This is a genomic window from Streptomyces sp. NPDC021093 (assembly GCF_044333135.1).
In the GTDB taxonomy this organism is placed as follows: domain Bacteria; phylum Actinomycetota; class Actinomycetes; order Streptomycetales; family Streptomycetaceae; genus Streptomyces.
This window is the reverse complement of sequence record NZ_JBIRQJ010000001.1, coordinates 82,332-105,978: the sequence shown is the minus strand read 5'-3', so window position 1 is coordinate 105,978 and position 23,647 is coordinate 82,332. Positions and strand designations below refer to the sequence as shown.

Sequence of the window (23,647 nt, the reverse complement as noted above, 5' to 3'; positions counted from 1 at the left end):
GTGCGCCCTGGTCGTGGCCTGCACCGTATCCATGGGCTCGGCGTCCATGGGCTCGGCATCCACGGGCTCGGCCGAACCGGCCGTGTCCGACAGCGGGCCCGCCCCGTCCGCACCGGGCGGACCGGTCGCACGCGGCCCCGTGCCCGGTGAGCCGTGGGTGGTCAGACAGGGGAAGATCGGCGTGCCCCGCGACGTGGTCAGTCATCTGTGCGAGAACACCTCACAGGAGGCGTACGACCTGGTGATGCCGCTCTTCGGTGACGTGGAACTGCAGGTCACCGCGGATCTCGTCGTCCCGCGGGGCGACCAGCTGCTGATCACGGGACACGTGGTCGGCGGCACCGACGACGAGTCGGCCCACCTGGTGTTCTCGGGAGCCTGCTCCGACGGCCCCGTGGGCCTCTCGGGCGTGATCCGGCACGGCGTGATGCTCTACGAGCTGACCGCGACGGACGAGGGGTACAGCCTGGTCCAGGAGATCGACCTGCGCGAGAAGCGGCTGAAGCCCAGCAGCTACGACACGCCGCCGGACAAGCCGACCGTGGTGCGGTCGGGAGCGCGCACGGTGCCGCGCCAGGTCGGTGTCCTGGCCAAGTCCGCCGTCGTGGACGTCGCCGTGGGCTACACCAGCAAGGCGCTCGCCAAGGCCGGAGGACTGGAGGCGCTCAAGGCCAAGGTCGCCGTCGCCGAGAGCCAGATCAATGACGCGTTCCAGTCGGCGGGCGTCAAGGGCAAGGTGAAGTTCATCCACTTCTTCGAGGCCGACTACACGGGCAGCGAGGACGCGAGCGAGGTGATGGACGCCCTGGACGACGCGTCCACGGTGCTGGGCAAGCAGGCCCGCGAGGTCCGTGAGGCGCAGTACGCCGACCTGGTGAGTGTGCTGTCCGACGTGCCCAAGGGCTCGGGCGTGTATACCTCGGGCATCGCCAACACTCCGCGGGAGCCGCGCGACAAGCCTCAGGAAAAGAAGATCGGCAACACCACCTACCGCTACGCGGCGACGGACGACGAGGCGTGGTCGGTCGTCGACGTCGTGGACACGACGACCGGCACCATGGCGCACGAACTCGGCCACAACTTCGCCCTGTGGCACGACGACAAGACCCTGGACGAGGGGAAGGGCAAGGGGTGGGCCAAGAACCCGGTCTTCCCCTACAACCGCGGTTGGGTCACCGAGAGCAAGAAGCAGTACTCCATCATGGCCTACGGCTCGTCGTGCGACTGGAAGTGCACCATGGCCCCGCGCTACTCCAGCCCCACGGAGACGGCAGGCGCGGAAGGGCTGGGCGACGACGACCACGACAACGCGCGGGTGCTGCGGCAGACCGTGCCGGTCGTGGCGCGGTACCGCACCCCGCCCGTCGCGCCCGACGACCAGTTCGACCTCGCGCTGTCGGCATCCCCGACGGGCGGCGGCACCGCCGACGCCGCGCAGTCCGGACCGTACGACAAGGGCACCAAGGTCAGCGTGGTGGCCGAGCCCAGCGCGGGCTACGTGTTCGACGGCTGGCGGCTGGACGGCAAGGACGCAGGGAAGGCCAACCCGATCGCCGTGACGATGGACGCCGAGCACGCCCTGGTCGCCGTCTTCAAGCAGACCTCCGCCCCGGTCAAGGAGTGGAAGCTCACCACGGGCGTCACGCCGAGCGGCGCGGGCAGCGTCAAGGCGTCCGCGCCGGGCCCGTACACCGACGGTACGGCCGTCTCCGTCACCGCACGCGCCGCCAAGTGGCGGGCGCTGAGCGGATGGCAGGTCGACGGCAAGCCGTCCCCCGCGCGCAACCCGCTGCGGATCACCATGAACCGCGACCACGCGGTCACCGCCCGGTTCGACTGCGCCATCCGGCACAGCGGTGCCATCGGGGCCGCCCGCAACAGGGCGGCCCACCTCGGCTGCGCCGTCACGCCGCAGCATGCCGCGGCGGCCGGCGGCCAGTACCAGAACTACGAGAAGGGGGCCGTCTACTGGTCGAGCAAGAGCGGCGCCCACCCGCTGTGGGGCGCCGTCCACGCCAAGTGGCGCTCCCTGCGCGCCGAGCGCGGCGCCCTGGGGTACCCGGTCGCCGACCCGCGGAACGTGGTCAACTCCCGTGGCCTCAAGGGCGTGTGCCAGAACTTCCAGCGCGGGGTGATCTGCTGGTCCGCGAAGACGGGCGCCCACGCGGTGCTGCCGCCGATCCTGGCGCACTGGAAGGCACTCGGCGGGGTCGCGGGCAAGCTGGGCTTCCCCACGACGGACGTACGCAGGCTGCCCGGCGGCCGCATGCTGCCGGCCGGTGGTGACGGGCCGGTCGAGGGCCTGATCCAGGGCTTCCAGGGCGGCGACGTCATCCACGACTCCAAGAGTGGAAAGGCCACGGTCCAGCCGCACTGACAGGCTCCATGTGCCGCCGCCCCGCGTCGGGGCGGCGGCAACTCCCCTCACCTGGCGCATGCTTGGGGCCAGGACGACCGAGGGAGAGCAAGCCATGAAGGCGATCGTTCACCACACCTACGGTCCGGCGGGTCTGCTGGAGGTCCGGGAGGCCGAGCGGCCCCGCCCCGCCGACGACGAAGTGCTCGTACGGGTCCACGCGGCCGGGATCGACCGGGGCGTCCTGCACTTCATGACGGGCCTGCCCTACCCGCTGCGTCTCGTGGGCAACGGCCTCCGTGCCCCCAAGTCGCCATATCTGGGACGGGAGTTGGCCGGAGTCGTCGAAGAGACCGGCAGTGAGGTGACCGACCTCGACCCCGGCGACGAGGTCTTCGGCATCGGCGAGGGAACCTTCGCGGAATTCGCCTGCGCCAAGGCCGCCAAGCTCGCCCCCAAGCCCGCCAACCTCACCTTCCCGCAGGCCGCCGCACTCGGCGTCTCCGGCCTGACCGCCCTGCAGGGACTGCGCGACCACGGCCGGGTCGGGCCGGGCCTGCACGTCCTCATCACCGGGGCCTCCGGCGGCGTGGGCACCTTCGCCGTACAGCTCGCGGCGGTCTTCGGCGCCGAGGTCACCGCCGTCTGCCGTACGTCCAAGACCGACCTGGTCCACTCCCTGGGCGCCGACCACGTCATCGACCACACCCGTGAAGACCTGCTCGGCGCCCAGGGCAAACACCGCTACGACGTCATCCTCGACCTCGCGGGCAACCCCTCCCTCTCCCGGCTGCGCCACGCCCTCACCCCGAAGGGCACGGCCGTCATCGGCGGCGGCGAAACCTCGGGGCGCTGGCTCGGCGGCTACGACCGACAGCTCCGCGCGAGCCTGCTGAACCCCTTCGTACCGCAGCAATTGAGGACGTACATCTGCGCGGAGAAGCGCGTGGACCTGCTCGTACTCAAGGATCTCTGCGAGGCGGGGAAACTCACCCCGTCCGTCGAGCGGACGTACCCCCTGGCCGAAACGGCCGCAGCCCTGCGGCATCTGGAACAGGGGCACGCCCGGGGCAAACTCGTCATCGTGCCCTTCGCGCCCACGCTGCCCTGACCTGTTCCGGCCCGTTCCGTTCCGGCCCGTTCCGACTCGTTCCGTTCCGACTCGTTCCGTTCCGACTAGTTCCGCTCAGTGTTTTCCCGCCCGTGCCAGGGCGGTGTCGGCCTGCGCGGCCAGGGTGGCGACGAGGTCGGCCGCGGGCGGCAGGTCGGTGATGAGGTCGACGGCCTCGCTCGCCCACACCGGCAAGGGCGGTGCGTCGCCCCGTGCCACGGCGCTCTGGTAGGCCAGTTGGGCCTCGGGGGTCGCCGCGAGTTCCGCCTCCCGGCCCTGCCACGGGGCCAGGGAGGGATGGCCGAGGGTGCGAGCGGTGTACTTCGACGACGGCCAGCTGGATCCGCGGGCGATGTCGGAGACGCCGCTGCGCTCCGTGTCCTGCCCGCGTCCCTCGACGATCGCCCGTGCGGTCGAGGGGTCGACCAGGGCCTCGGCCGTGGCCTGGAAGCGGGTACCGATCAGGGCTCCGGCCGCGCCCAGCGCCAGGACGGCCGCCACGCCGCGGCCGTCGGCGATCCCGCCGGCCGCCAGCACGGGCACCGGTGCCACCAGATCCACCACGATCGGTACGAACGGCAGCGTGGAGCGCCCGTGCCGGGCACCGTGCCCGCCGCTCTCGGTGCCCTGCGCCACGATGACGTCGGCGCCCAGGTCCACCGCCTGCCGGGCTTCCTCCAGGTCGGTGACCTGAATGATCAGCGCCGCGCCCGCCGCACGGATGCGTTCGACGAACGGGCTCGGATCTCCGAAGGACAGCATCACCGCCCCGGGGCCGTGCTCCAGCGCCTGTTCCACCGCACCGGCACCGGTCGCCCAGCTCAGGAACCCCACGCCCCACGGTTTCCCGGCCCCCGCCACCAGCGGCAACTCGCGGGCCAGCCAGTCCCGTTCACCGTACGCGCCACCCAGCAGCCCGAGTCCGCCGCCGCGGGAGACGGCCGCCGCCAGGGCGCCGCCGGCCGATCCCCCCATCGGGGCCAGCGCGATGGGGTGCTCGACACCGAACAACTTCGTAAACGCCGTCGACAAGGCCATGCCCACCATCCTTCCCCGCTGACCGCCCGGCGATCCGCCCAGCGACCCAGTCAGCGACCCAGTCAGCGACCCAGTCAGCGACCCAGTCAGTGACCCGGTCAGTGACCCAGTCAGTGACCCGGTCAGTGGCCCAGCCGGGCCGCGAGCCCGTCGAGTACGCAGTCCAGACCGAACGCGAACTCGACGTCGGGGTCGAGTTCCTCGGCTTCGATGACGCGGCGGGCGAGCATCGGGTGTTCGCCCGCCGCGATGACCTGGCTGATGTAGGGGCCGACGCTGCGCTGCCACTCCTCCTCGCTGAGCCCGGTGCGCTGCTCCGCGCGCCGAAGGGCCTGCTGGGCGGCGACCGAACCCAGCACGTACGCGTGCACGGCGCCGAGCGCCCGCGAGGCCAGGGTGATGTCGGGCGTGAGCGCGACGGCGGCGCGCAGCGCGGACTCGGACCGCCGCAACCAGTTGGGGCCGAGCGCGGGCCTCCCCGCCAGTTCACCCGCCAACCAGGGGTGCCGCAGCAGCGTCGCACGCAACGCGTGCGCGACCGCCCCCAGACCGGCACGCCAGTCCTCGGTGGACTCGGGCAGCGGATCCTCGCCCTGCGCCGCGTCGACCATCAGGTCCACCAGTTCGTCGCGGTTGGTGATGTACCGGTAGAGCGAGGCGGTCCCGGAACCGAGATCGCCCGCGACCCGCCGCATCGACACCGCCGCCAGCCCCTCCGCGTCCGCGACGGCCAGCGCGGCGGCCACGTACTGGTCCACCCCGGGCGCGCGGCGACGCGGCTCGGGGCGCGGCCGGGTCCACACCGACGAGGGAGCGGGTTCGGTGGTCATGGGGGCGGATCCTTTCCTCGTTGACCCGCATCCTACCTTCTGGCTACGGTGTATCCATGACGGAGACAGCGTATCCAGAAGTGCCAGTGCCAGTGCCAGTGCCAGTGCCAGTGCCAGTGCCAGTGCTCGTGGTCGGAGGCGGCAGCGTCGGCCTGCTCACCGCGGCGCTGCTCACCCACCACGGCGTCCCCGCGGTGCTCGTAGAACGCCGGTCCGGCCCTTCGGTGCACCCGCGTGCCACCGGCATCGGACCGCGCACCGTCGAGGTGCTCCGCGAACTCGGGCTCGACTCCGCCGTCGACGCCGTCGCGGTCGACCTCAGGGGCGCCGCGGGCAAGGCGGTGGCGCGGACCGTCGTCGAGATGGGCGCGGGCGACGTCGTGACCGTGCCCATGCCGGCCCCGTCCGCCGACGAACAGGACGTGACGCCGTTCAGACTGCGCGGCGTCTGCGCCCAGGACCGGCTCGACGCCGTCGTGGCAGCCGACCTGGCACATCGCGGAGCGGACCTGCGCTGGTCGACCCGCCTGGTCGGCATCGCGCAGGAAGCCGACGGGGTCGACGTCGAACTGGAGGGCCCCGACGGCCGTCACTCGCTGCGGTGCACCCACGTCGTCGCCGCCGACGGCACGCACAGCACCGTGCGGACCGCGCTCGGCGTGGGCACCTCGGGCCCCGGCGACCTGGGCAGGTCGAAGATCAACATCCTGTTCCGCGCCGACCTCCGACCGCACCTGCGGGGAATGTCCTTCGCCACCTGCACGATCACCACGCCGGACGCGCCCGGCCTGCTGGTCACCGTGGACGGTGGGACGAACTGGGTCTTCCACGTCGCCTGCGACGTCGACGGCGGCGAACGCCCCGAGGACTTCACGCCCGAGCGCTGCGCCGCGGTCGTCCGGCTGGCGGTCGGCGACCCCGAACTCGACGTCGAGGTGCGCAGCGTGCTCCCGTGGCGGCCCCGGAGCGCGGCGGCCGAAAGCTTCGCCGTCGGCCGCGTGTTCCTCGTGGGCGACGCCGCGCACACCGTGTCGCCGCTGGGCGCGTTCGGCCTCAACACCGGGGTCGCCGACGCGCACAACCTGGCGTGGAAGCTGGCCGCCGTGCACCACGGCGAGGCCGGTGCCGGGCTGCTCGACACCTACGCGCACGAACGCGAACCGGTCGCCGCGGCGACGCTGGACCAGGCGCTGCGCAGGCTCGCCGACCCGCAGCTGCACTGGGGACGCGGACCCGAGGCCGACGCCGCCAGGGCTGCGGCGGGGGTGTGGGCGGCGCCGGTCGTGCACCTCGGCCAGCGGTACGACTCGGCCGCCGTTGTCGACCCGCGGCCCGAACTCCCTTCCACAGTGGACCTGGTGCTGGACGGGTCGCCGGGTTCACGGGTGCCCCACGCGTGGATCGACGGGGTTTCCACGCTCGACCTGGTGGCGTCCCGGTGGACGCTGCTGGCGGGCGTCGCCGGTGAGCGCTGGCTCACCGCCGCGGCGGACGTCGGACTCCCCGCGCACCGCGTCGCGGTCCCGTGGCTCCCCGCCGAAGGGGCGCTGCTCGTCCGTCCTGACGGGATCGTCGCGATGCGCGCCACGGCGTCGGCGACGGACCCGGCGCGGTTCCTCACCGGGGTCCTGGACCAGGTGCTGGCCAGGCCGGTCCCGGTGCCGAGCACCTGAACGGGGATGGGAGGAAAGGGTGCCGGGGCGGACCGCCTGATCGCCGAACCGGCCCCGTGCCCGGTCGGCGGCCTGCTCGATGCGGCGCCGTTTGCCGTCCGCGGGGTCCAGGAGCAGCTGCTGGACGGCGTACTGGGAATCGGTGAGGTCCGCGCGGAGGGTGACCGTGCGGACGCGGGCGCGCTGCAGTCCGAGGCGGGCGTACAGGTCGTACGCGGCACTCCTGAGCGCCGGGGTGTGCGCGGTGTACTCCTCCAGGGTGCGTGAGCGCTGCGTCGTGGCGCCGTCGGCGTACGTGATGCTCAGCGCGAGCCGCGCGGCGACCTGCCCGCTGGTGCGCAGCCGCAGCCCGAGACGTTCACAGAGGTCGAGCAGGGCCCGGCGGTGCGCGGCGGGGTCGAGCTCGTCGTGGGCGAACTCGTAGGAGCAGCCGGTGGACCTGGGCGCCGCCTCGGAGGAGACCGGCCGCGTGTCCAGGCCGCGGGCCCGCTCCGACAGCGTCACGGCCGTGGCTTTGCCGAGGATGCGCCGCAGCGTCAGCGGCGGCACGCCGAGAAGGTCGCCGATGCGGCGGATGCCGTACTCCCCGAGCGTCCGGGCGGTGGCCGGGCCGACGCCGAGGAGGGCGCTGACGGGTTTCGGATTCAGGAACGCGGCGACCGCCTCGGGGGTGGAGCCGACGACGGTGACCTCACCGGGGGCGGTCGCGGCCACCGCCATCGCGGCCAGCATCCGGTTCGGGCCGGCGCCGATCGTCGCGCGCAGCCCGATGTGCGCGGCCAGCCGGAGTCCGGCCATGGCGGCCAGGCCCTCCGTGTCCCGGTCGAAGAACCGCAGGGCACCGGTGACATCGAGGTCGACGGCGTCCGGCGGGAGGGCCTGTACGAGCGGGGTGAGATCGCGCAGCAGCGCGAGCGCCCGCTCGTACGCCTCCTGGCCGGCCGGGCCGAGGTCGTGGAGCTGGATCCGCAGGATGCTCCGGGCCCGGGTGGTCATGACGCTCACCCCGCCGAACCGGGCGACCGGTGGCCGAGGCGGCGCAGGTCGGCCGAGCGGGACCCGGCGGGCTGAAGATCGCTCCAGGCGTTGAGCTTCGCCCCGGCAGTACCGTCCTCGATCGTACGGCCCGCCCCCGCGGTGCTGCCGCCGCGCGCGGGTGTGGGGGCGGGAGCGGTGCGGCCGAGCAGACCGAGGGCGGCCCCGGGGCCCAGGTCACGGCGGGCGGTGGCGACTTCCTCAAGGTCCCAGGCCATCTGCCCGACCACGGTGCGCCGGTTGCCGCGCTGCTCGACGAGTCCGCGGACCAGCAGCAGGCCCGAGTGGAAGATCGTGTGCGCGCAGGCTTCGTGGGAGTCCTCGAAGAACGCGAGATCTACCAGACCGGAGCCGTCTTCGAGCGTCACGAAGATGACCCGCTTGCCGGACGGGATCGGCGGGGTCTGGGTCGAGGCCCGCACGCCGGCGACCAGCACCTGCTGCCCGCGACGCATCGCCTGCAGCCGGCGGGCGTCGGTCGCGCCGAGCTCGGCGAGCAGCCGGTGGTGGTGGTCGAGCAGATGGCGGCTGACGTCGACGGAGAGCACGTCGAGTTCGGCGTCCAGCACGTCGCGGCCGGTCATCTCGGGCAGCCCGGCCGGGTCGCCCGCGTACGTGTCACCGTCCAGTGGGAGCTGACCGTCGATCGCGGTCCGGTTGCGGGCACACCGGTGCAGCTCGGTGGCGTGCAGCAGCAGGTCCCGCCGGGTCAGCCCGCCCTGCAGCGGACCGAGGGCACCGATCTTGATGAGGCGCCGGGCGAGCGGCAGGGACGGGCGGGCGCGCAGCCACAGATCCTGCAGACCGGCGTACGGCCGGCCGGCCACGATGCGGGCGCTCTCCGCCTCGGTGATCCCGCGCACCGTGGACAGCGCGAGCCGCACGCCCCAGCCGTCGGCGGTCCGCTCCACGCTGTGCGCGCCGCGGGAGGCGTTGACGTCGACCGGCAGGATCGCCACCCCGTGCCGCTTCGCGTCCTGGACCAGCACGCGCATCGGCCACATGCCGGGGTCGTGCTGGAGCAGCCCGGCGAAGAACGCGGCCGGGTGGTGCGTCTTGAGCCACGCCGACTGGACGGCCGGGATCGCGAAGGCCACGGCGTGCGCGCGGCAGAACCCGTACGCCCCGAACTCCTTGACGATGTCCCAGACTTCGCCGATCACCCCGGGGGCGTAGCCGCGCTCACCGGCGCAGCGGCGGAACCACTTCTCCACCCCCGGCAGGCGTTCGGAGTCGGCGAGGGCGCGGCGGGCCACGTCCGATGCGGCACGGTCGCAGCCGGTCATCGTGGCCAGGATCATCATGATCTGCTCGTGCCAGATCACCACCCCGTACGTGTCGTCCATGAGCGGCACCAGGTCGGGATGCGGGAAGCGGGGCTTCTCGATCCCGTGCCGGGCGGCGATGAAACGGGCGGGCATCCCGCCCTTGACCGGCCCCGGCCGGAACAGCGAGATGTCGGCGATCACGTCCTGCATGTGCCGGGGCTGGAGCCTCGCGATGAGGTCCTGCTGGCCGGAGCTTTCGAGCTGGAAGCAGCCCAGCACCGCGGTGCTGCGGATCAGTTCGAAGGTGGGTCCGTCGGCGAGGTCGACGTGGTCGGGGCTGTCGAGGTCGAGGTGGCGGCCGGTGGTGCGGCGGATCTCGGCGACCGCGTGCGCCATCGCCGACTGCATGCGGACCCCGAGGACGTCCAGCTTCAGCAGGCCGAGGGCCTCGACGTCGTGCTTGTCCGCCTGCACGGTCGGATACGAGCCGCCGGGCGCGGGCTGCACCGGGAGGCGGTCGAGCAGGCTCGTGTTGGAGAGGATCACGCCGCACGGGTGCATGGCGAAGCCGCGCGGCAGCGCGTCCAGGCCCTCGGCGAGCTCCCACAGCGGCCCGTACCGGTCGGCCTCGGCGGCGAGTTGCCGCAGTTCGGGCAGCTCGGACAGTGCGGAGCGGATGTCGCACGCCCGGATGTGCGGAAAGCTCTTGGCGATCCGGTCCACGGTCTGCGGGCCGATCCCGAGCGCGAGTCCGGTGTCGCGCAGGGCGTGCCGGGCGCGGTAGGTCTCCGGCATCCCGGTGACCGCCACCCGCTCGGCGCCGAACCGTTCGAGGATCCGGTCGTAGACCTCCAGCCGGCGGTGGGACTCGACGTCGAGGTCGATGTCGGGCAGGGACGTGTGCCGCTCGCTGAGGAAGCGTTCGAACAGGAGCCTGTGTGCGAGCGGGTTGGCCGTGGCGATGAACAAGCTGTGGTTGACCATGGAGCCGGCGCCCGAGCCGCGGGCGGCCACCCGGATGCCCATCGCCCGGATGTCCGCGACGACCTGGGCCACCGCGAGGAAGTACGCCTCGTAGCCGAGGCGTTCGATCACCCCGAGCTCGTGGTCGAGCCGGTCCACGGCCCGCGCGTCCCGGTCGAGGCCGCGGGCGGTCATCCCGGCCTCGCAGCGCTGTCGCAGCAGCCGCACCGCGTCCCCCGGCCGGGTGCCGGCGCCCACCACGTGCGGCTCGGGAAAGTGGGGTCGGCCCAGGCCCAGGTCACGTACGGGGTCCACCGTGCACTGCTCGGCGGTGGTCGCCGTTTCCCGGAGCAGGAGCCGCCCGCGGTCGGCCGGGGCGCTCGCGGCCGCTGCCACCCGCGCGGCCACCTCGGCCATCTCCGGCCCGGACTTCAGATGGCGCTCGCCCGGGTCGAGCGGTCCACGCCGCGGGATCGGCCGCAGCAGCCGGGCGGCGTCCAGTACGTCGGCCAGGCGGTGCTGCTCGGGCCGCTCGTAGCGCACCGCGTTGGTGAGCACCGTGGGGATGCCGAGCCGGTCGCCGAGGGCCAGGGTGTGCGCGGCCAGCCGCACCGATCCCGCGCCCAGGCCGGGCAGACCGTAGGCGACGGCCTCCAGCCGAAGGCCGTCGCCCGATATCTCCCGCCACGGCACGAGCAGCCTTTCCGCGATGTCGGGCCGCCCTGCGGACAGTGCGCGTACGGGCTCGGAGGCCGGCCCGAGGAGTGCCACCACGTCCTGGCCCAGGTGTGCGTGCAGCGCCTCCCAGGAGGCGACCGGAAAGCCGTCGACCGTACGTGCGTGGGCCGTGGAGACGAGGCGGCAGATGTGTGCCCACCCGTTCGCGGAACCGGCCAGCAGCGTGATTCTCCAGCGCGGCTCCGCCACGTGCCCACCGCCGCGGACCGGAGTGCGCGGGCGCCGGGGAGCCTGCACGGTGTCGAACGCCGGGACCGCGAGGTCCACCCCGAAGATCGGACGTATCCCGGCCTTCCTGCACGCCTTCGCGTGCCGCACCGCGCCGGTGACGCAGTCCCGGTCGGTCAGCGCGAGCGCGTCCATGCCGAGCTCGGCCGCCCGGCGCACCAGGTCCTGAGGGTGCGAGGCGCCGTAGCGGGCGGAGAACCCGGAAGCGACGTGGAGATGCGTGAAAGCGCCCATCGCGCACCTCCGAATCTGCTCTGGCCCCCTCTGCTCGTCTGTCGTCCTGCTGTCAGGGCGCCACACTCGATCTATTCGCACAATAGTTCGATAGAGCGATTTCGGCCAACCGATCTTTCCGTGGCGAAAAGTCGTGGCTGTCCGACGGGGGGTGAAACTCACCGGGCCCGTCCGCCGTGGACCACCAGGCGCCGGCCGACGCCCGCGGCCTGTACTTCGGCGGAGAACGCGTCCCGTCGCGCGAGCGGCATGATCGGGTCTTCCGACCCGACCCGACCCGACCCGACCTAGACCCCGGCCCCGGCCCCGGCCCCGGCCCCGGCCCACACCGGGCAGCGGATGCGGGCCGCCTCGCCGGGGCGGCCCGTGGTCAGTGCGTTGATCGTCCCGATCGCGCGCAGGTTGACCCCCGTGCGCCCGAGCTCCAGCGCGATCGTGCCCCCGGTGCCGTAGCCGACGGCGGCGATCCGGTCGGGGTCGGTCCGCGGTTCGGCGCGCAACACGTCGAGCGCCGCGTGGCCGATGCCCCGCATCCGGGCAGGGCGGGTCGACCAGGACGTCCCCGTCGGGCTCGGTGCTCCCGTGCGAGGCGTCATCGGCGCCCTCCGGGCGGGTGCGGGTTGGCCGGACTCAACCAGCCTCCATCGGATCCAACCGGACACGATCGTGAGCCGCGCCCCGGATTGCGATCTTGTGGAGCTGAAGGGAGGGTTCAAACGGTATTTATTCCGCCCAATCAGGGCGGTGATGACACGGCTGTGCGCCCTGTGAGAGAGGCAGCGACATGAGTGACCACAACCTGTCGGGCAAGACCGTGCTGGTCGGCGCCGGGGCCAAGAACCTCGGCGGTCTGATCAGTCGCACGGCCGCGGAACAAGGGGCGAACGTGGTGGTCCACTACCACTCGGACGCGACCAGGCCGGACGCGGAGGAGACGGCGAAGGCGGTCGAAGCGGCCGGGGGCAAGTCCCTGATCGTCCAGGGGGACCTGTCCCGGGTGGACGCGGTGGAGCGGCTGTTCGCGGCTGCCGGGGAGCAGTTCGGCGGTGTCGACGTCGCGGTGAACACCGCGGGCATGGTCCTGCGCAAGCCGATCGTGGAGACGACCGAGGAAGAGTACGACCGGATGGCGGCAGTGAACTCGAAGGCCGCCTACTTCTTCATGCGCGAGGCGGGCAAGCACCTCAACGACAACGGCAAGCTGATCACGATCGTCACCGCACTGCTGGCCGCGTTCACCGACGGCTACTCGACCTACGCCGGGAGCAAGGCCCCCGTCGAGCACTACACCCGGGCAGCCGCCAAGGAGTTCGGCGCGCGGGGCATCTCCGTGAACAACATCGCCCCCGGCCCGATGGACACCCCCTTCTTCTACGGCCAGGAGACCCCGGAACGCGTGGAGTTCCACAAGTCGCAGGGCCTCGGCAACCAGCTCACCAAGATCGAGGACATCGTTCCCCTGGTCCTCTTCCTCGCCACGGACGGCTGGTGGATCACCGGCCAGACCATCTTCGCCAACGGCGGCTACACCACCCGCTGATACCCGGAGTGCTGCGGTCAGCGTCGTGCGGCCGGCAGGCTCCTTCCCAGGCGCCGCAAGGGGGAGAGGGTCATGAACAGCGGGGAGAGGGTGAGGGCGGCCGCGGTCACCAGCAGGCCGGTGTGCAGCCCCCACCACTCCGCGAGCCGGCCGCCGAGCAGTGAGCCCAGCGGGGTCAGCCCCATCCCGACGACGTTGATCGTCGCCACGACCCGGCCCTGCAGCCGGACCGGCGTACGGGCCTGTCGTACGGCCATGAGGGTGACGTTGACCGTCTGACTGCCCATACCGAAAAGGAAGTTGACCGCCATGAGGGCAAGGACCGTCGCCCAGGCGGACGCGGCGGAAGAGGCGTAAGCAGTGGAAGCGGCGGGGCCTGCGGAGCCGTGCAGCGCCGGCACGCACAGCAGTGCCCCGTCGCCCAGCACCGCCGCCCCCACCAGCACCCGCCCGTAACCCCACCTCCCGGGCAGCTTCGCGGCCAGCAGCGAGCCGATCACCGCCCCCGGTCCGACCGCCGCCAGCACCAGCCCGACGGCCGTGCCGGACAGATGCAGTTCGCGCGGCAGGAAGAGTAGCAGGACGGTCATCAGGGCCGCGAAGGAGAACTGGTAGAGGGCCGAGGCCAGTCCTACGGACCTCAACAGGGCGTCGGTGCAGACGAGTTGGAGCCCTTCGCGGACGCGTGGCCAGAGCCGTGGCGCCGGTCGCTCCGTCCGGGCGACCGTCTGCCCTTCAGCCGTCTGCCCTTCAGACGTCCGTTCTTCAGTCGTCCGTTCTTCAGCCGTTCGTTCCTCGGCTGCCCGCTCCTCGGCCCCGCCGGTCTCCTCGCGTCGGCGAATGCGCCGGATCGACAGGAACGACACCGCGAAGAACAGCGCCCCCGCCGCATTGGCCACCGGCGCCGACAGCAGCGAGACCAGTGCACCCCCGAGCGCAGGCCCACCGGTCTGCGCTGCGGACCTGCTGCCCTCCAGCGCACTGTTGCAGCGCACCAACTCACCGCGTTCCACCAGCCGTACGAGAGAGGCCTGGCAAGCCACGTCGAAGAACACGGACAGCACCCCGACGAGGAACGCGACCACCAGCAGCAGCGGGAGACCGAGCCCGCCGAGCACGTACGCGACGGGAATCGCCGCCAGCGCGAGGGCGCGGCCGAAGTCCGCCCACACCATCACGTCACGGGTCCGCCGACGGTCCACCCACGCCCCGGCGAACAGCGAGAACAGCAGGATCGGCGCCTGTTCCACCGCGCGCAGCGCGCCGAGCTGACCGGCGTCCGCAGCGAGCGCGACCACGGCCACGAGCGGCAGAGTCACCTGACTGGCATGCGCCCCGAGCTGGGAGAGGGTCTGACCGAACCAGAGCCTGCGGAAGTCGGCGTCCCGCCACAGGGCGGGCGGCGCGGAAGGAGGACGGGGTACGGGTGGCACGGGACTCCCTGGAGCTGCGCAGAGCGGCGCCGCCCGTCGGCCCGCCGCACGGTCAGGTGCGCAGGCGGAGCGGGGGCGCGGGAAAAGGCTCGCTGTGCCGCAACTCGAAGGCAGCACGCGATGACGGGCCGATCGTGGGCCTACGGCGTCAACGCGTGCTCGTGCAACCGGGACTCGGCATGCCAACTCCTCGCTCTTCAGGCTCCGTTGAAGACTACCGGAACAGCGGGAGAAGCACTGTGGGAGGCAGTCGCACCCCTGCTACCTTCCCTTTCATGACGGGCGGAGCACAAGGATCGCAGGCGCTGAGCGCCGCGCGGCGGAAGGTGGACGAGTGCCGGCGGCGGGCCGGTGACGACCCCCGGCGGAACCTGTCCGATCTCGGCTGTGCACTGTACGAGCTGAGCTATCTGCTCATGGAAGTGCCCGCGCTGCACGGCGAGTTGGCCGAGGTGCTGGCCGAGACGGTGCGGGTGTGCCGTCGTCTCGCCGTCCGGGACAAGGGCACCTGGCTGCCGAGTCTGGCCCTGGCGCTGGATCAACGTGCCCGTGTCATGGGCCTGTTGGGGCGGCGGAACGAAGCGCACGAGCTGGCCCGGGAGAGCGTCGGGCTGTACGAGGGTCTCGCGCGGAAGGACCCCGAAACGTATCTCCGCTCCCTGAGCGAGGCGCTGGCCAACCTCGGCAACCAGCTCGCCGAGCTCGGGCAGCACCACGAAGCGCTCGACCGGATACGCGAATCCGTCGAAGTGTCCCGTCTGCTCGCGTCCCGAGGGTCGGGTGAGGGAGGGGAGGAACTCGCCGCCTCGATGGCGGAGTTGGGGCTGAAGCTGGGGGAGATGGGGCGCCGGGAGGAGGCGGTCACGGTCCTGTGCGAGGCGGTGGAGCGCTACCGGGCGTTCCACGGCGGGCACGGCGGCCCCCGGACCGGGACGCCCGGCTCCGGTTCTGGTCCGAGTTCCGGTTCCGGTTCCGGTTCTGGTTCCGGTACGGGTACGGGTTCGGGTCACGGCTCCGGCACGGGTCTCGGGTTTGGCACGAGGTTCGGGTTCGGCAGGGGCCCAAGGGTCGGTGCGGGCCCGGCCTCCGGCACAGGCTCTCGCTTCGGCGAAAGCTCCGGCGCGAGCTTCAGCACGGACCCCGGCTCCCGTCCCGGCGCCGGCTCCGGCGTGCGCGGGCCCGGGTCGGTCGGTGGTCTGGCCGGGCAGTGGGTGGCTCTGCTCGCCCTCGCCCGTGAGCTTCCGCACCTCGGCCGTGCCGACGAAGTGCGCCCGTACCTCGACGAGGCCGCGGACCTCTACCGCCGACTCACCCGTACCAGCCCGGACTTCTGCGTCTTCCTGACCGAGATGGCGCGCAAACAGGGCATCACGATCACCGAGGACGGCCGGTTCGCCGAACCCGATCCCGTGGACCACCTGCGGCGCACCACGACCGCGCCGCCGGAGCCCGGCCTGCTCGACCGGATCCAGAAGCTCAACGAGAACGCCCTGCGGCTGGCCACCGGCGGCAGCCTCGGCCTGGCTTCCCGTGCGGCCCGCGACGCGGTCGACCTGTGCCGGGAGGCCGTCGGGGCGAGCCCCGGCATGCAGATCGCCCTGGCCCGCTCCCTGCACAACCTCGCCCTCGTACAGTCGTGGAACGGGCAGCTCGCCGAGGCGCTCGCCGCCGCCGACGAGTCGGTGCACCTGAGCCGCCGCATGCTCGCGGCGGCCCCCGAGCTCGTACGTCCGCTGCTCGCGGACGCACTCGACACCCTCGCCACCCGGCTCGCGGCGGTCGGCCGCCCGCACGACGCGCTGCCGCCCGCAGAGGAGTCCGTCGCCCTCCACCGGCAGCTCGCCGGGGCCGATCCGACCGCCGGACTCCCGGGCATGGCAAGGGTGTTGAACAATCTGAGCAACCGTCTCGCCGGCGCCGACCGGCACCCGGAAGCGCTCGCCACCACGCAGGAAGTGGTGGCCCTGCACCGGCGGCTGCGCGCCGACGAACCCGGTGGGCACCTGAGCGGACTGCTGCACGGCCTGGCCAACCTCGGCGTCCGGCTGCACCGGGTGGGACGCGAGGACGAAATCCTCGCCCCCACCGGGGAAGCCGTGGAGCTGCTCTCCGAACTCACCGAGATCCACCCCGGGAACGACCTCGCAGGACTCGCGGATTCCCTGGCCTGGCTCGGCGACCGGCTCATCGAGCAGGGCCACCGCCAGGAGGGCCGGGCCGCCGGCCGGGCGGCCAAGGACCTGCGGCGCAGGGTGCGTACCGGACGGTAGGGCTGCGACGCGCCAGGGACGGTGGGGCTGCGATGCGCCAGGGACGGCGGGGCTGCGACGCGCCCGCCCCCGGGGAAGCCGGAGCGCACCAGGGCCGGGGGTGGGGACAGCCCCCGCCCCGGAGTGGGGGCGGTCGGCTGGTGGGGGCCGCCGTGGCGCGGGAGGGTGGTCGGGACGGGAGTTCCGGGAAGTGTGCACGAATGAGGTGCTGGCGATGTTCGGGAGTACGGGGCGGCCGGAAGTGCGGACGGCGACGAAGTGGGGAGCGGTCGCCGTGGCGGCCGCGGCAGTCGCGGCGGCGCTGGTGGTGCCGCCGGGTGCCGCGGCGCAGGCGAAGGACGCACGGCAGTCGGCCGGGGGCGGAGCGAGTGCGGGCGCCGCGCTGGAGGGAGTCTGGCGAAGTGACGGCTACCAGCAGTACTTGACGGTGCATCAGGGAGAGATGCGGAGTTACGAGTACTCCGCTGCGGGGTGCCTGCCGGGCCGTCTGCGGCTGACCGCGGGGAAGGGGGCTCCCGGCCACAGTGGCGTGCCCTTCCGCGACAAGGACGGAGTGCGCTGGCTGACGCTCCGTACGACAGGAGCCGACAACGCCCGCCTCGCGCCCGCCGGTTCGGTGGGGGAGCAGCGTCTGGAGCGGATCGCCGCACTGCCCGCCGACTGTGCGCGCCCCCCGGCCGCCGACCCGGTGCACACCTTCGACGTGTTCTGGGCGACCCTCCGCGAGAACTACCCCTTCCTCCGCGCCAAGGGCGTCGACTGGGACGCGATGCGGGCCAAGTACCGCCCCCAGGTGAACGCGGGCACGAGCGACGACCGGCTCTTCGAGATCCTCAGCGCGATGATCGAGCCGCTGCACGACATGCACACCCAGCTCCGCGACGCCACCGGCAAGCGGCACACCCTCAATGTCCGTCCCGGCACCTTCTTCGGCGACGAGAAGTACCGGGACCGGGTGGCGGCCGTGACGCGCGCCCAACTGCCCGAGAAGGTCGAGGAGTTCGCGGACGGTCAGATCCAGTACGCGGACCTCGGGCGAGGCACCGGATATCTCCGCGTCACGATCTTCGCCGGGTACGGCGGCAAGGAAGGACCGGTCGGCCCCGATGCGGACGCGGCCATCCTGGACCGGGCACTGGCCGCCGTCTTCACCGAGAAGCGGGTACGGGCCATGCGTGGCCTGGTCGTCGACCTCCGCCTCAACGGGGGCGGCGCGGACGCGCTGGGCATCAGGATCGCGGGCCGGCTGACGGACCGTGCGTACACCGCGTACACCAAGGTCGCCCGCAACGACCCGGACGATCCGGAGAGTGGGACGCCCCCGCAGCCGATCCGGGTCCGCCCGGCGGCGGGCCCCCGTTTCACGGGACCCGTCGCCGTGCTCGGCGGCCCGCTCACCATCAGCGCCGGAGAGTCCTTCGCCCAGTCCCTCATGGGCCGCACGCCCGCGCCGATCCGGATCGGCGAACCCACCCAGGGGGTCTTCTCCGACACCATGCAGCGCGCCCTGCCGAACGGCTGGACACTGACCGTTCCCAACGAGAAGTTCCTCGACGGGGACGGCAGGACCTACGACGGCACCGGCATCCCGCCCACCCACCCCGAACCGGTCCATGCCGAGGCCGACTTGGCGAACTTCCGCGACCCGGCCCTGAAGCGGGCACTGCGGGAGCTGCGCGCTCGCTGACGGAGCGCCTCGGTCAGCCGCCCACGTACTCCGCCAAGTGTTCGCCCGTGAGGGTCGGGCGGGAGGCGACGAGGTCGGACGGGGTGCCCTCGAAGACGATCCGGCCGCCGTCGTGGCCCGCGCCGGGGCCGAGGTCGATGATCCAGTCGGCGTGGGCCATGACCGCCTGGTGGTGCTCGACGACGATGACCGACTTGCCCGAGTCCACCAACCGGTCGAGCAGGCCCAGGAGTTGCTCGACATCGGCGAGGTGGAGGCCGGTGGTCGGCTCGTCGAGGATGTAGACGCCGCCCTTCTCGGACATGTGGGTGGCCAGCTTGAGGCGCTGCCGCTCGCCGCCGGAGAGTGTGGTGAGCGGCTGGCCGAGGCTGAGGTAGCCGAGCCCGACGTCGGCGAGGCGGGTGAGGATGCGGTGCGCGGCGGGGGTGTGGGCCTCGCCGGAGGCGAAGAACTCCGCCGCTTCCGTCACCGACATCGCGAGCACCTCGCTGATGTCACGGCCGCCGAAGCGGTATTCGAGTACCGACGCCTGGAACCGCTTCCCCTCGCACTCCTCGCAGGGGGAGGAGACGCCGGCCATCATCCCCAGGTCGGTGTAGATGACGCCCGCGCCGTTGCAATTCGGGCAGGCACCCTCGGAGTTGGCGCTGAACAGGGCCGGCTTCACCCCGTTGGCCTTCGCGAACGCCTTGCGGATCGGGTCGAGCAGTCCGGTGTACGTCGCCGGATTGCTGCGCCGCGAGCCGCGGATCGCGCCCTGGTCGATGGAGACCACGCCCTCGCCCCTGGGGAGCGAGCCGTGCACGAGGGAGCTCTTGCCGGAGCCCGCCACACCCGTGATCACACAGAGCACCCCGAGCGGGATGTCGACGTCGACGTCCTGGAGGTTGTTGGCACGGGCGCCGCGGATCTCCAGCACGCCGTCGTGCTCGCGCACCGTCTCCTTGAGGGTGGACCGGTCGTCGAAGTGGCGCCCGGTGACGGTGCTGCTGGAGCGCAGCCCGTCCACGGTGCCCTCGAAGCAGACCGTGCCGCCCGCCGTACCGGCGCCGGGGCCGAGGTCGACGACGTGGTCGGCGATCGCGATCGTCTCCGGCTTGTGCTCCACGACGAGGACGGTGTTGCCCTTGTCGCGCAGCCGCAGCAGCAGGTCGTTCATCCGCTGGATGTCGTGCGGGTGCAGGCCGATGGTGGGCTCGTCGAAGACGTACGTGACGTCGGTGAGCGCGGAGCCGAGGTGGCGGACCATCTTCACGCGCTGCGCCTCACCGCCCGACAGGGTGCCCGACGCGCGGTCCAGGGAGAGGTAGCCGAGACCGATCTCCACGAACGAGTCGAGGGCGTCCTGCAGAGCGGTGAGCAGGGGTGCGACGGAGAGCTCCGTCAGCCCCCGTACCCACTCGGCCAGGTCCCTGATCTCCATCGCGCAGGCGTCGGCGATGGAGAGCTTCTTGATCTTCGACGACCTGGCCAGCTCGCTCAGCCGGGTGCCGTCGCACTCGGGGCAGGTGGCGAAGGTGACCGCCCGGTCCACGAACTCCCGGATGTGCGGCTGCATCGACTCCCGGTCCTTGGCCAGGAACGACTTCTGGATCTTGGGGATGAGCCCCTCGTAGGTGAGGTTCACGCCGTCGACCTTCACCTTGACCGGCTCGTGGTAGAGGAAGTTCTCCCTCTCCCGCTTGGTGAACTTGGCGATCGGCTTGTCCGGGTCGAGGAGGCCGGACTCGGCGTAGACCCGTACGGTCCAGAAGCTGCCGGACTTCCAGCCGGGGATGGTGAACGCGCCCTCGGAGAGCGACTTGGAGTCGTCGTAGAGCTGGGTGAGGTCGATGTCGGAGACCGAGCCCCGGCCCTCGCAGCGGGTGCACATGCCGCCGGTGCGGTTGAAGGTCGCCTTCACCGTCTTCTTGTTGCCGCGCTCGACGGTGATCGCACCGCTCGCCCGGACCGAGGCGACGTTGAAGGCGAACGCGCCGGGCGAGCCGATGTACGGCTTCCCGAGCCGGCTGAAGAGGATGCGCAGCATCGCGTTGGCGTCGGTCGCGGTGCCGACCGTGGAGCGGGGGTCGGAGCCCAGCCGCTGCTGGTCGACGATGATCGCGGTCGTCAGCCCTTCGAGCACGTCGACCTCGGGGCGGGCCAGAGTCGGCATGAATCCCTGCACGAAGGAGCTGTACGTCTCGTTGATCAGCCGCTGCGACTCGGCGGCGACCGTGTCGAACACCAGCGAGCTCTTGCCGGAGCCCGAGACGCCGGTGAACACCGTCAGCTGGCGCTTCGGGATGTCGATGCTGACGTCCTTGAGGTTGTTCACGCGTGCGCCGTGGACGCGGATCAGGTCGTGGCTCTGCGCGGCGGGGCGGCCTGCGGAGGGGCGCTTCGCGGTGCCTCTCGCGGTGCTCTTCGTGGTGCTTTTCGCGGTGCTGGTCTTGCGGCTGTTCGCGGTGACGCGCGGCGCAGACGACTGCTTGCCCGCCCTTGTGGCCCTGTCCATGGTGTCTCCATCTGTCGTGCGGGCCGTTTCCACGATCCCCGCCGGCGTCCGTGCAGGTCACGCTAGTGCGGCCGGGGTGTCCTGCGCTTCTCGAATCCTGACCGGTACGGGCGTACCCGCGGGCGGTCGCCACGCGTGGCCCAGCCATGCGTAATGATTTGTCCGATAAAGGCAATAATGTCCGGAAATCTGGTTCGCGAGGAATGCAAGGAGGTAGCCGTGACAGCCATGACAGCCGTGTTTGCCGAAGTCAGGGTGCTGATGGCGGAAACGTTGCGGATCCCGGCGGCCGACATCCGCCTCGACGGGTCGCTGGACGACCTGCAGGTGGATTCGCTCGCGATGGCGGAGCTCTGCGTCGTACTGGAGAACACCTACGGCAGCAAGGTGGACGGCGACCGGCTGGCCCGGGCCAGGACCGTCGACGAGCTGGTCACGCTTGTGGAAAAGGGCATCCGCCGGTGACGGACACGGCCGTGGTCACGGGCCTCGGTCTGGTCACTCCGGCGGGCATCGGCGTACCGGCCAGCTGGGAGGCCATCTGCGCCGGGCGCGGCACGGCCACCCTGGAGCCAGGGTGCGGAGCAGGAGCAGGAGCAGGAGCAGGAGCAGGAACTGGAGCTGGAGCTGGAGCTGGAGCAGGGGCAGGGGCAGGGGCGGAGCCCAAGCCGGGAGTCGGGGCCCGGTCGGCCGCAGGCCACCTCACCTGCCGCGTGCCCGGCTTCGACGCCGACTCCCTGCTGGGCGCGCGCGAGGCCCACCGGCTTGAGCGGTTCAGCCAGTTCGCGCTCGTCGCCGCCGCCGAGGCCCTCGCGGACGCCGGGCTCGACACGGACGGCTGGGACGGCGCGCGGGTCGGCGTCGTGCTCGGCACCGCCTTCGGCGGACTGAACGCGTACACCGTCGCCCAGCAGGCCCTCGACAGCCGGGGTGCCCGCGCCGTCTCGCCCCTGCTCCTCCCGCTGTACCTGCCGAACATGGTCGCCGGGCAGACCGCGATCGCCCACCGTGCCACCGGGCCCTGCCTCGTCGTCAGCACCGCCTGCGCCTCCGGCTCCAGCGCCGTCGGCGTCGCGCGCGACATGCTGCTCGCCGGGCGCTGCGACGTCGTGATCACCGGCGGCAGCGAGTCGGCGCTGACCCCCGCCGTACTGTCCGGCTTCGCCCGCCTCGGGGCGCTCTCCGGGCCGGGCGACGGCGACCCGGCCGCCGCCTCCCGCCCCTTCGACACCGCGCGCGACGGCTTCGTCGCGGCCGAGGGCGCGGGCGTGCTGATCCTGGAGCGCGAGTCCCACGCGCGTGCGCGCGGCGCCCGCATTCAGGCCCGGCTGGCCGGTTACGGGGCCAGTGCCGACGCCCACCACCCCGTGGCCCCGCACCCGGACGGCACCGGCCTGGAAGCGGCGGTACGGGGCGCGCTGGCCGACGCCGGAGTGGCGGCGGGGGACGTGGACCACGTCAATGCCCACGCCACCAGTACGCCCCGGGGCGACGCCGTGGAGGCCGCCGTCCTCGCCCGGCTTCTGCCGCACCGCCCGCTCGTCACCTCGGTCAAGGGGGTCACCGGCCACGCCCTGGGGGCCGCGGGCGCCATCGAGGCGGTCTGTTCGGTGCTGTCCGTGACGCGCGGGACGGTGCCGCCGACGGCCAACCTCACCGCGGCGGACCCCGAGTGCGACCTGGACATCGCCCGTACCGTCGTACGCAGGAGGGTCGACGCGGTCCTCACCACCTCCGTCGGCTTCGGCGGACAGAACGCGGCGCTGGTGGTGACCGCACCGTGAGCCGTCTCGACCGCCGTGTCCCTTTCGGCCGCCGTCTCCGGGCCTCCGCGCGCGGGCTCGGGCTGTTGGGCGCGTACGTCGTCCGGTTCGAGGCCCCGGTGCTGCTGGCCGTGGTCCGCGGCCGGGCCTCGGACCCGCAGCAGTGCGAGCGGCTGCTGGCGCGGCTCACCCACCGCGTGTTCACCGACGGTCTCCGCCGGGCCGGGCTCACCCTGGACACCGGCGACGGCCTGCCGCTGCCCGCCCCCGGCCGCCCCGTCGTCCTGCTGCTGCGGCACTCCGGGCCGTTCAACTTCCAGCTGGCGGCGCTGCTCGCCTGCCGCGTCCTGGACCGCGGCATGCTCAGTGTGGGGCGCTCCCTGCCGGGTTTCGACCCGGCGGTCGGGCTGCTGGCCCGCCGGCTCCGGGTGAACCTGATCCGCTGGAACAGGAGCGGCCCGGCCCGCGCCATGCGGGCGCTGATCCACCACTCCCGCAACATGGGACCGCGCGACGCCCTCGCGTACTTCCCGGAAGGCGCGAACATGACCGCCGCCGGGCGCCGCAGAACCCTCGCCCTGCTGGACGGCACCGATCCTGAACGGGCCCGCTGGGCAAGGGAGTTGAGGTACGTAATGCCGCCGGTGTCCGCCGGTGCCGCGCGCGTACTGGCCCAGGCGACGGAGGCGGACGTGCTCGTCGTCGGCCACACCGGCCTGGAGGACCTCGTCGGCGGCTTCGTCGACATCGGCTACCCGCCGCCCCGGGCGGACGACCGCAGGATCCACCTCACCTGGTGGCACACGCGCGCCGAGGACGTGCCCCGCGAACCCGCCGCGGCCGCCGCCTGGCTCGACGGGCAGTGGGCGGCCATGGACGAGTGGATCGCCCGCAAACGCGGTGCGCCGGACCCCGGACCCCGAGCCCCGGCGCCTGCCCAGAAGCTCCGGCGCTCCACCCCGTACGCCCCGTAAGCCCGAAAC

Annotated in this window: 14 protein-coding genes and 2 pseudogenes; 9 read left to right on the top strand and 7 right to left on the bottom strand. The window is 72.5% G+C overall.

Going from position 1 to position 23,647, the window contains the following annotated elements; all coding sequences use genetic code 11:
- The first annotated feature begins 13 nt into the window (after positions 1–13).
- Positions 14–2,377 (top strand): M12 family metallo-peptidase, encoded by a 2,364-nt coding sequence (locus ACH4SP_RS00425; RefSeq protein WP_398407948.1) that lies wholly within the window; start codon positions 14–16, stop codon positions 2,375–2,377.
- A 94-nt stretch (positions 2,378–2,471) separates the two neighbouring features.
- Entirely contained in the window at positions 2,472–3,467 is a 996-nt protein-coding gene (locus ACH4SP_RS00420; RefSeq protein WP_398407947.1) for an NAD(P)-dependent alcohol dehydrogenase, read from the top strand.
- Positions 3,468–3,542: 75 nt separating this feature from the next.
- On the opposite strand, the gene ACH4SP_RS00415 is transcribed toward ACH4SP_RS00420, so the two are convergent.
- Entirely contained in the window at positions 3,543–4,505 is a 963-nt protein-coding gene (locus ACH4SP_RS00415) for an NAD(P)H-dependent flavin oxidoreductase (protein ID WP_398407946.1), read from the bottom strand.
- 122 nt (positions 4,506–4,627) lie between these two features.
- Entirely contained in the window at positions 4,628–5,335 is a 708-nt protein-coding gene (locus tag ACH4SP_RS00410; RefSeq protein WP_398407945.1) for a TetR/AcrR family transcriptional regulator C-terminal domain-containing protein, read from the bottom strand.
- 122 nt (positions 5,336–5,457) lie between these two features.
- On the opposite strand from ACH4SP_RS00410, the gene ACH4SP_RS00405 reads away from it, so the two are divergent.
- Entirely contained in the window at positions 5,458–7,008 is a 1,551-nt protein-coding gene (locus ACH4SP_RS00405; RefSeq protein ID WP_398407944.1) for an FAD-dependent monooxygenase, read from the top strand.
- Here ACH4SP_RS00405 and ACH4SP_RS00400 read toward each other — a convergent pair.
- From ACH4SP_RS00400 to ACH4SP_RS00390, 3 genes and pseudogenes are all read right to left on the bottom strand, one after another.
- A pseudogene (locus ACH4SP_RS00400) lies at positions 7,009–8,013 on the bottom strand (hypothetical protein); the annotation flags it as partial.
- Complete coding sequence (locus ACH4SP_RS00395; protein WP_398407943.1) at positions 8,010–11,474, bottom strand: DNA polymerase III subunit alpha; 3,465 nt, start codon at positions 11,472–11,474, stop codon at positions 8,010–8,012. The pseudogene ACH4SP_RS00400 and the gene ACH4SP_RS00395, both read right to left, overlap by 4 nt.
- A gap of 170 nt (positions 11,475–11,644) precedes the next feature.
- Positions 11,645–12,016, bottom strand: a pseudogene (locus tag ACH4SP_RS00390) (dienelactone hydrolase family protein); the annotation flags it as partial.
- Positions 12,017–12,258: 242 nt separating this feature from the next.
- On the opposite strand from ACH4SP_RS00390, the gene ACH4SP_RS00385 reads away from it, so the two are divergent.
- The gene (locus tag ACH4SP_RS00385) at positions 12,259–13,014 is read left to right on the top strand and encodes an SDR family oxidoreductase (RefSeq protein WP_398407942.1); all 756 of its coding nucleotides are present in this window, start codon (positions 12,259–12,261) and stop codon (positions 13,012–13,014) included.
- A 17-nt stretch (positions 13,015–13,031) separates the two neighbouring features.
- Here ACH4SP_RS00385 and ACH4SP_RS00380 read toward each other — a convergent pair whose 3' ends face one another.
- Positions 13,032–14,447, bottom strand: a complete 1,416-nt coding sequence (locus ACH4SP_RS00380) for an MFS transporter (RefSeq protein WP_398407941.1) — start codon at positions 14,445–14,447, stop codon at positions 13,032–13,034.
- A 275-nt stretch (positions 14,448–14,722) separates the two neighbouring features.
- Between ACH4SP_RS00380 and ACH4SP_RS00375 the strand changes: the two genes are divergently transcribed.
- Complete coding sequence (locus tag ACH4SP_RS00375; protein WP_398407940.1) at positions 14,723–16,717, top strand: tetratricopeptide repeat protein; 1,995 nt, start codon at positions 14,723–14,725, stop codon at positions 16,715–16,717.
- 190 nt (positions 16,718–16,907) lie between these two features.
- On the top strand, positions 16,908–18,404 hold the full coding sequence (locus tag ACH4SP_RS00370; protein WP_398407939.1) for a S41 family peptidase: 1,497 nt from the start codon (positions 16,908–16,910) through the stop codon (positions 18,402–18,404).
- Between the two features lie 13 nt (positions 18,405–18,417).
- On the opposite strand, the gene ACH4SP_RS00365 is transcribed toward ACH4SP_RS00370, so the two are convergent.
- A complete protein-coding gene (locus tag ACH4SP_RS00365) occupies positions 18,418–20,901 on the bottom strand; it encodes an ATP-binding cassette domain-containing protein (protein ID WP_398407938.1) in 2,484 nt (827 codons plus the stop codon).
- Between the two features lie 228 nt (positions 20,902–21,129).
- On the opposite strand from ACH4SP_RS00365, the gene ACH4SP_RS00360 reads away from it, so the two are divergent.
- From ACH4SP_RS00360 to ACH4SP_RS00350, 3 genes are read left to right on the top strand one after another with little or no spacing between them, the layout of a single operon-like run.
- Complete coding sequence (locus tag ACH4SP_RS00360; RefSeq protein ID WP_398409445.1) at positions 21,130–21,366, top strand: acyl carrier protein; 237 nt, start codon at positions 21,130–21,132, stop codon at positions 21,364–21,366.
- Positions 21,363–22,685 carry a beta-ketoacyl-[acyl-carrier-protein] synthase family protein gene (locus tag ACH4SP_RS00355; protein ID WP_398407937.1) on the top strand — a complete coding sequence of 441 codons (1,323 nt, stop codon included), beginning with the start codon at positions 21,363–21,365 and terminating at the stop codon, positions 22,683–22,685. The genes ACH4SP_RS00360 and ACH4SP_RS00355 overlap by 4 nt, the downstream gene beginning before the upstream one ends.
- Complete coding sequence (locus ACH4SP_RS00350) at positions 22,682–23,638, top strand: hypothetical protein (RefSeq protein WP_398407936.1); 957 nt, start codon at positions 22,682–22,684, stop codon at positions 23,636–23,638. The genes ACH4SP_RS00355 and ACH4SP_RS00350 overlap by 4 nt, the downstream gene beginning before the upstream one ends.
- Positions 23,639–23,647: the final 9 nt, after the last annotated feature.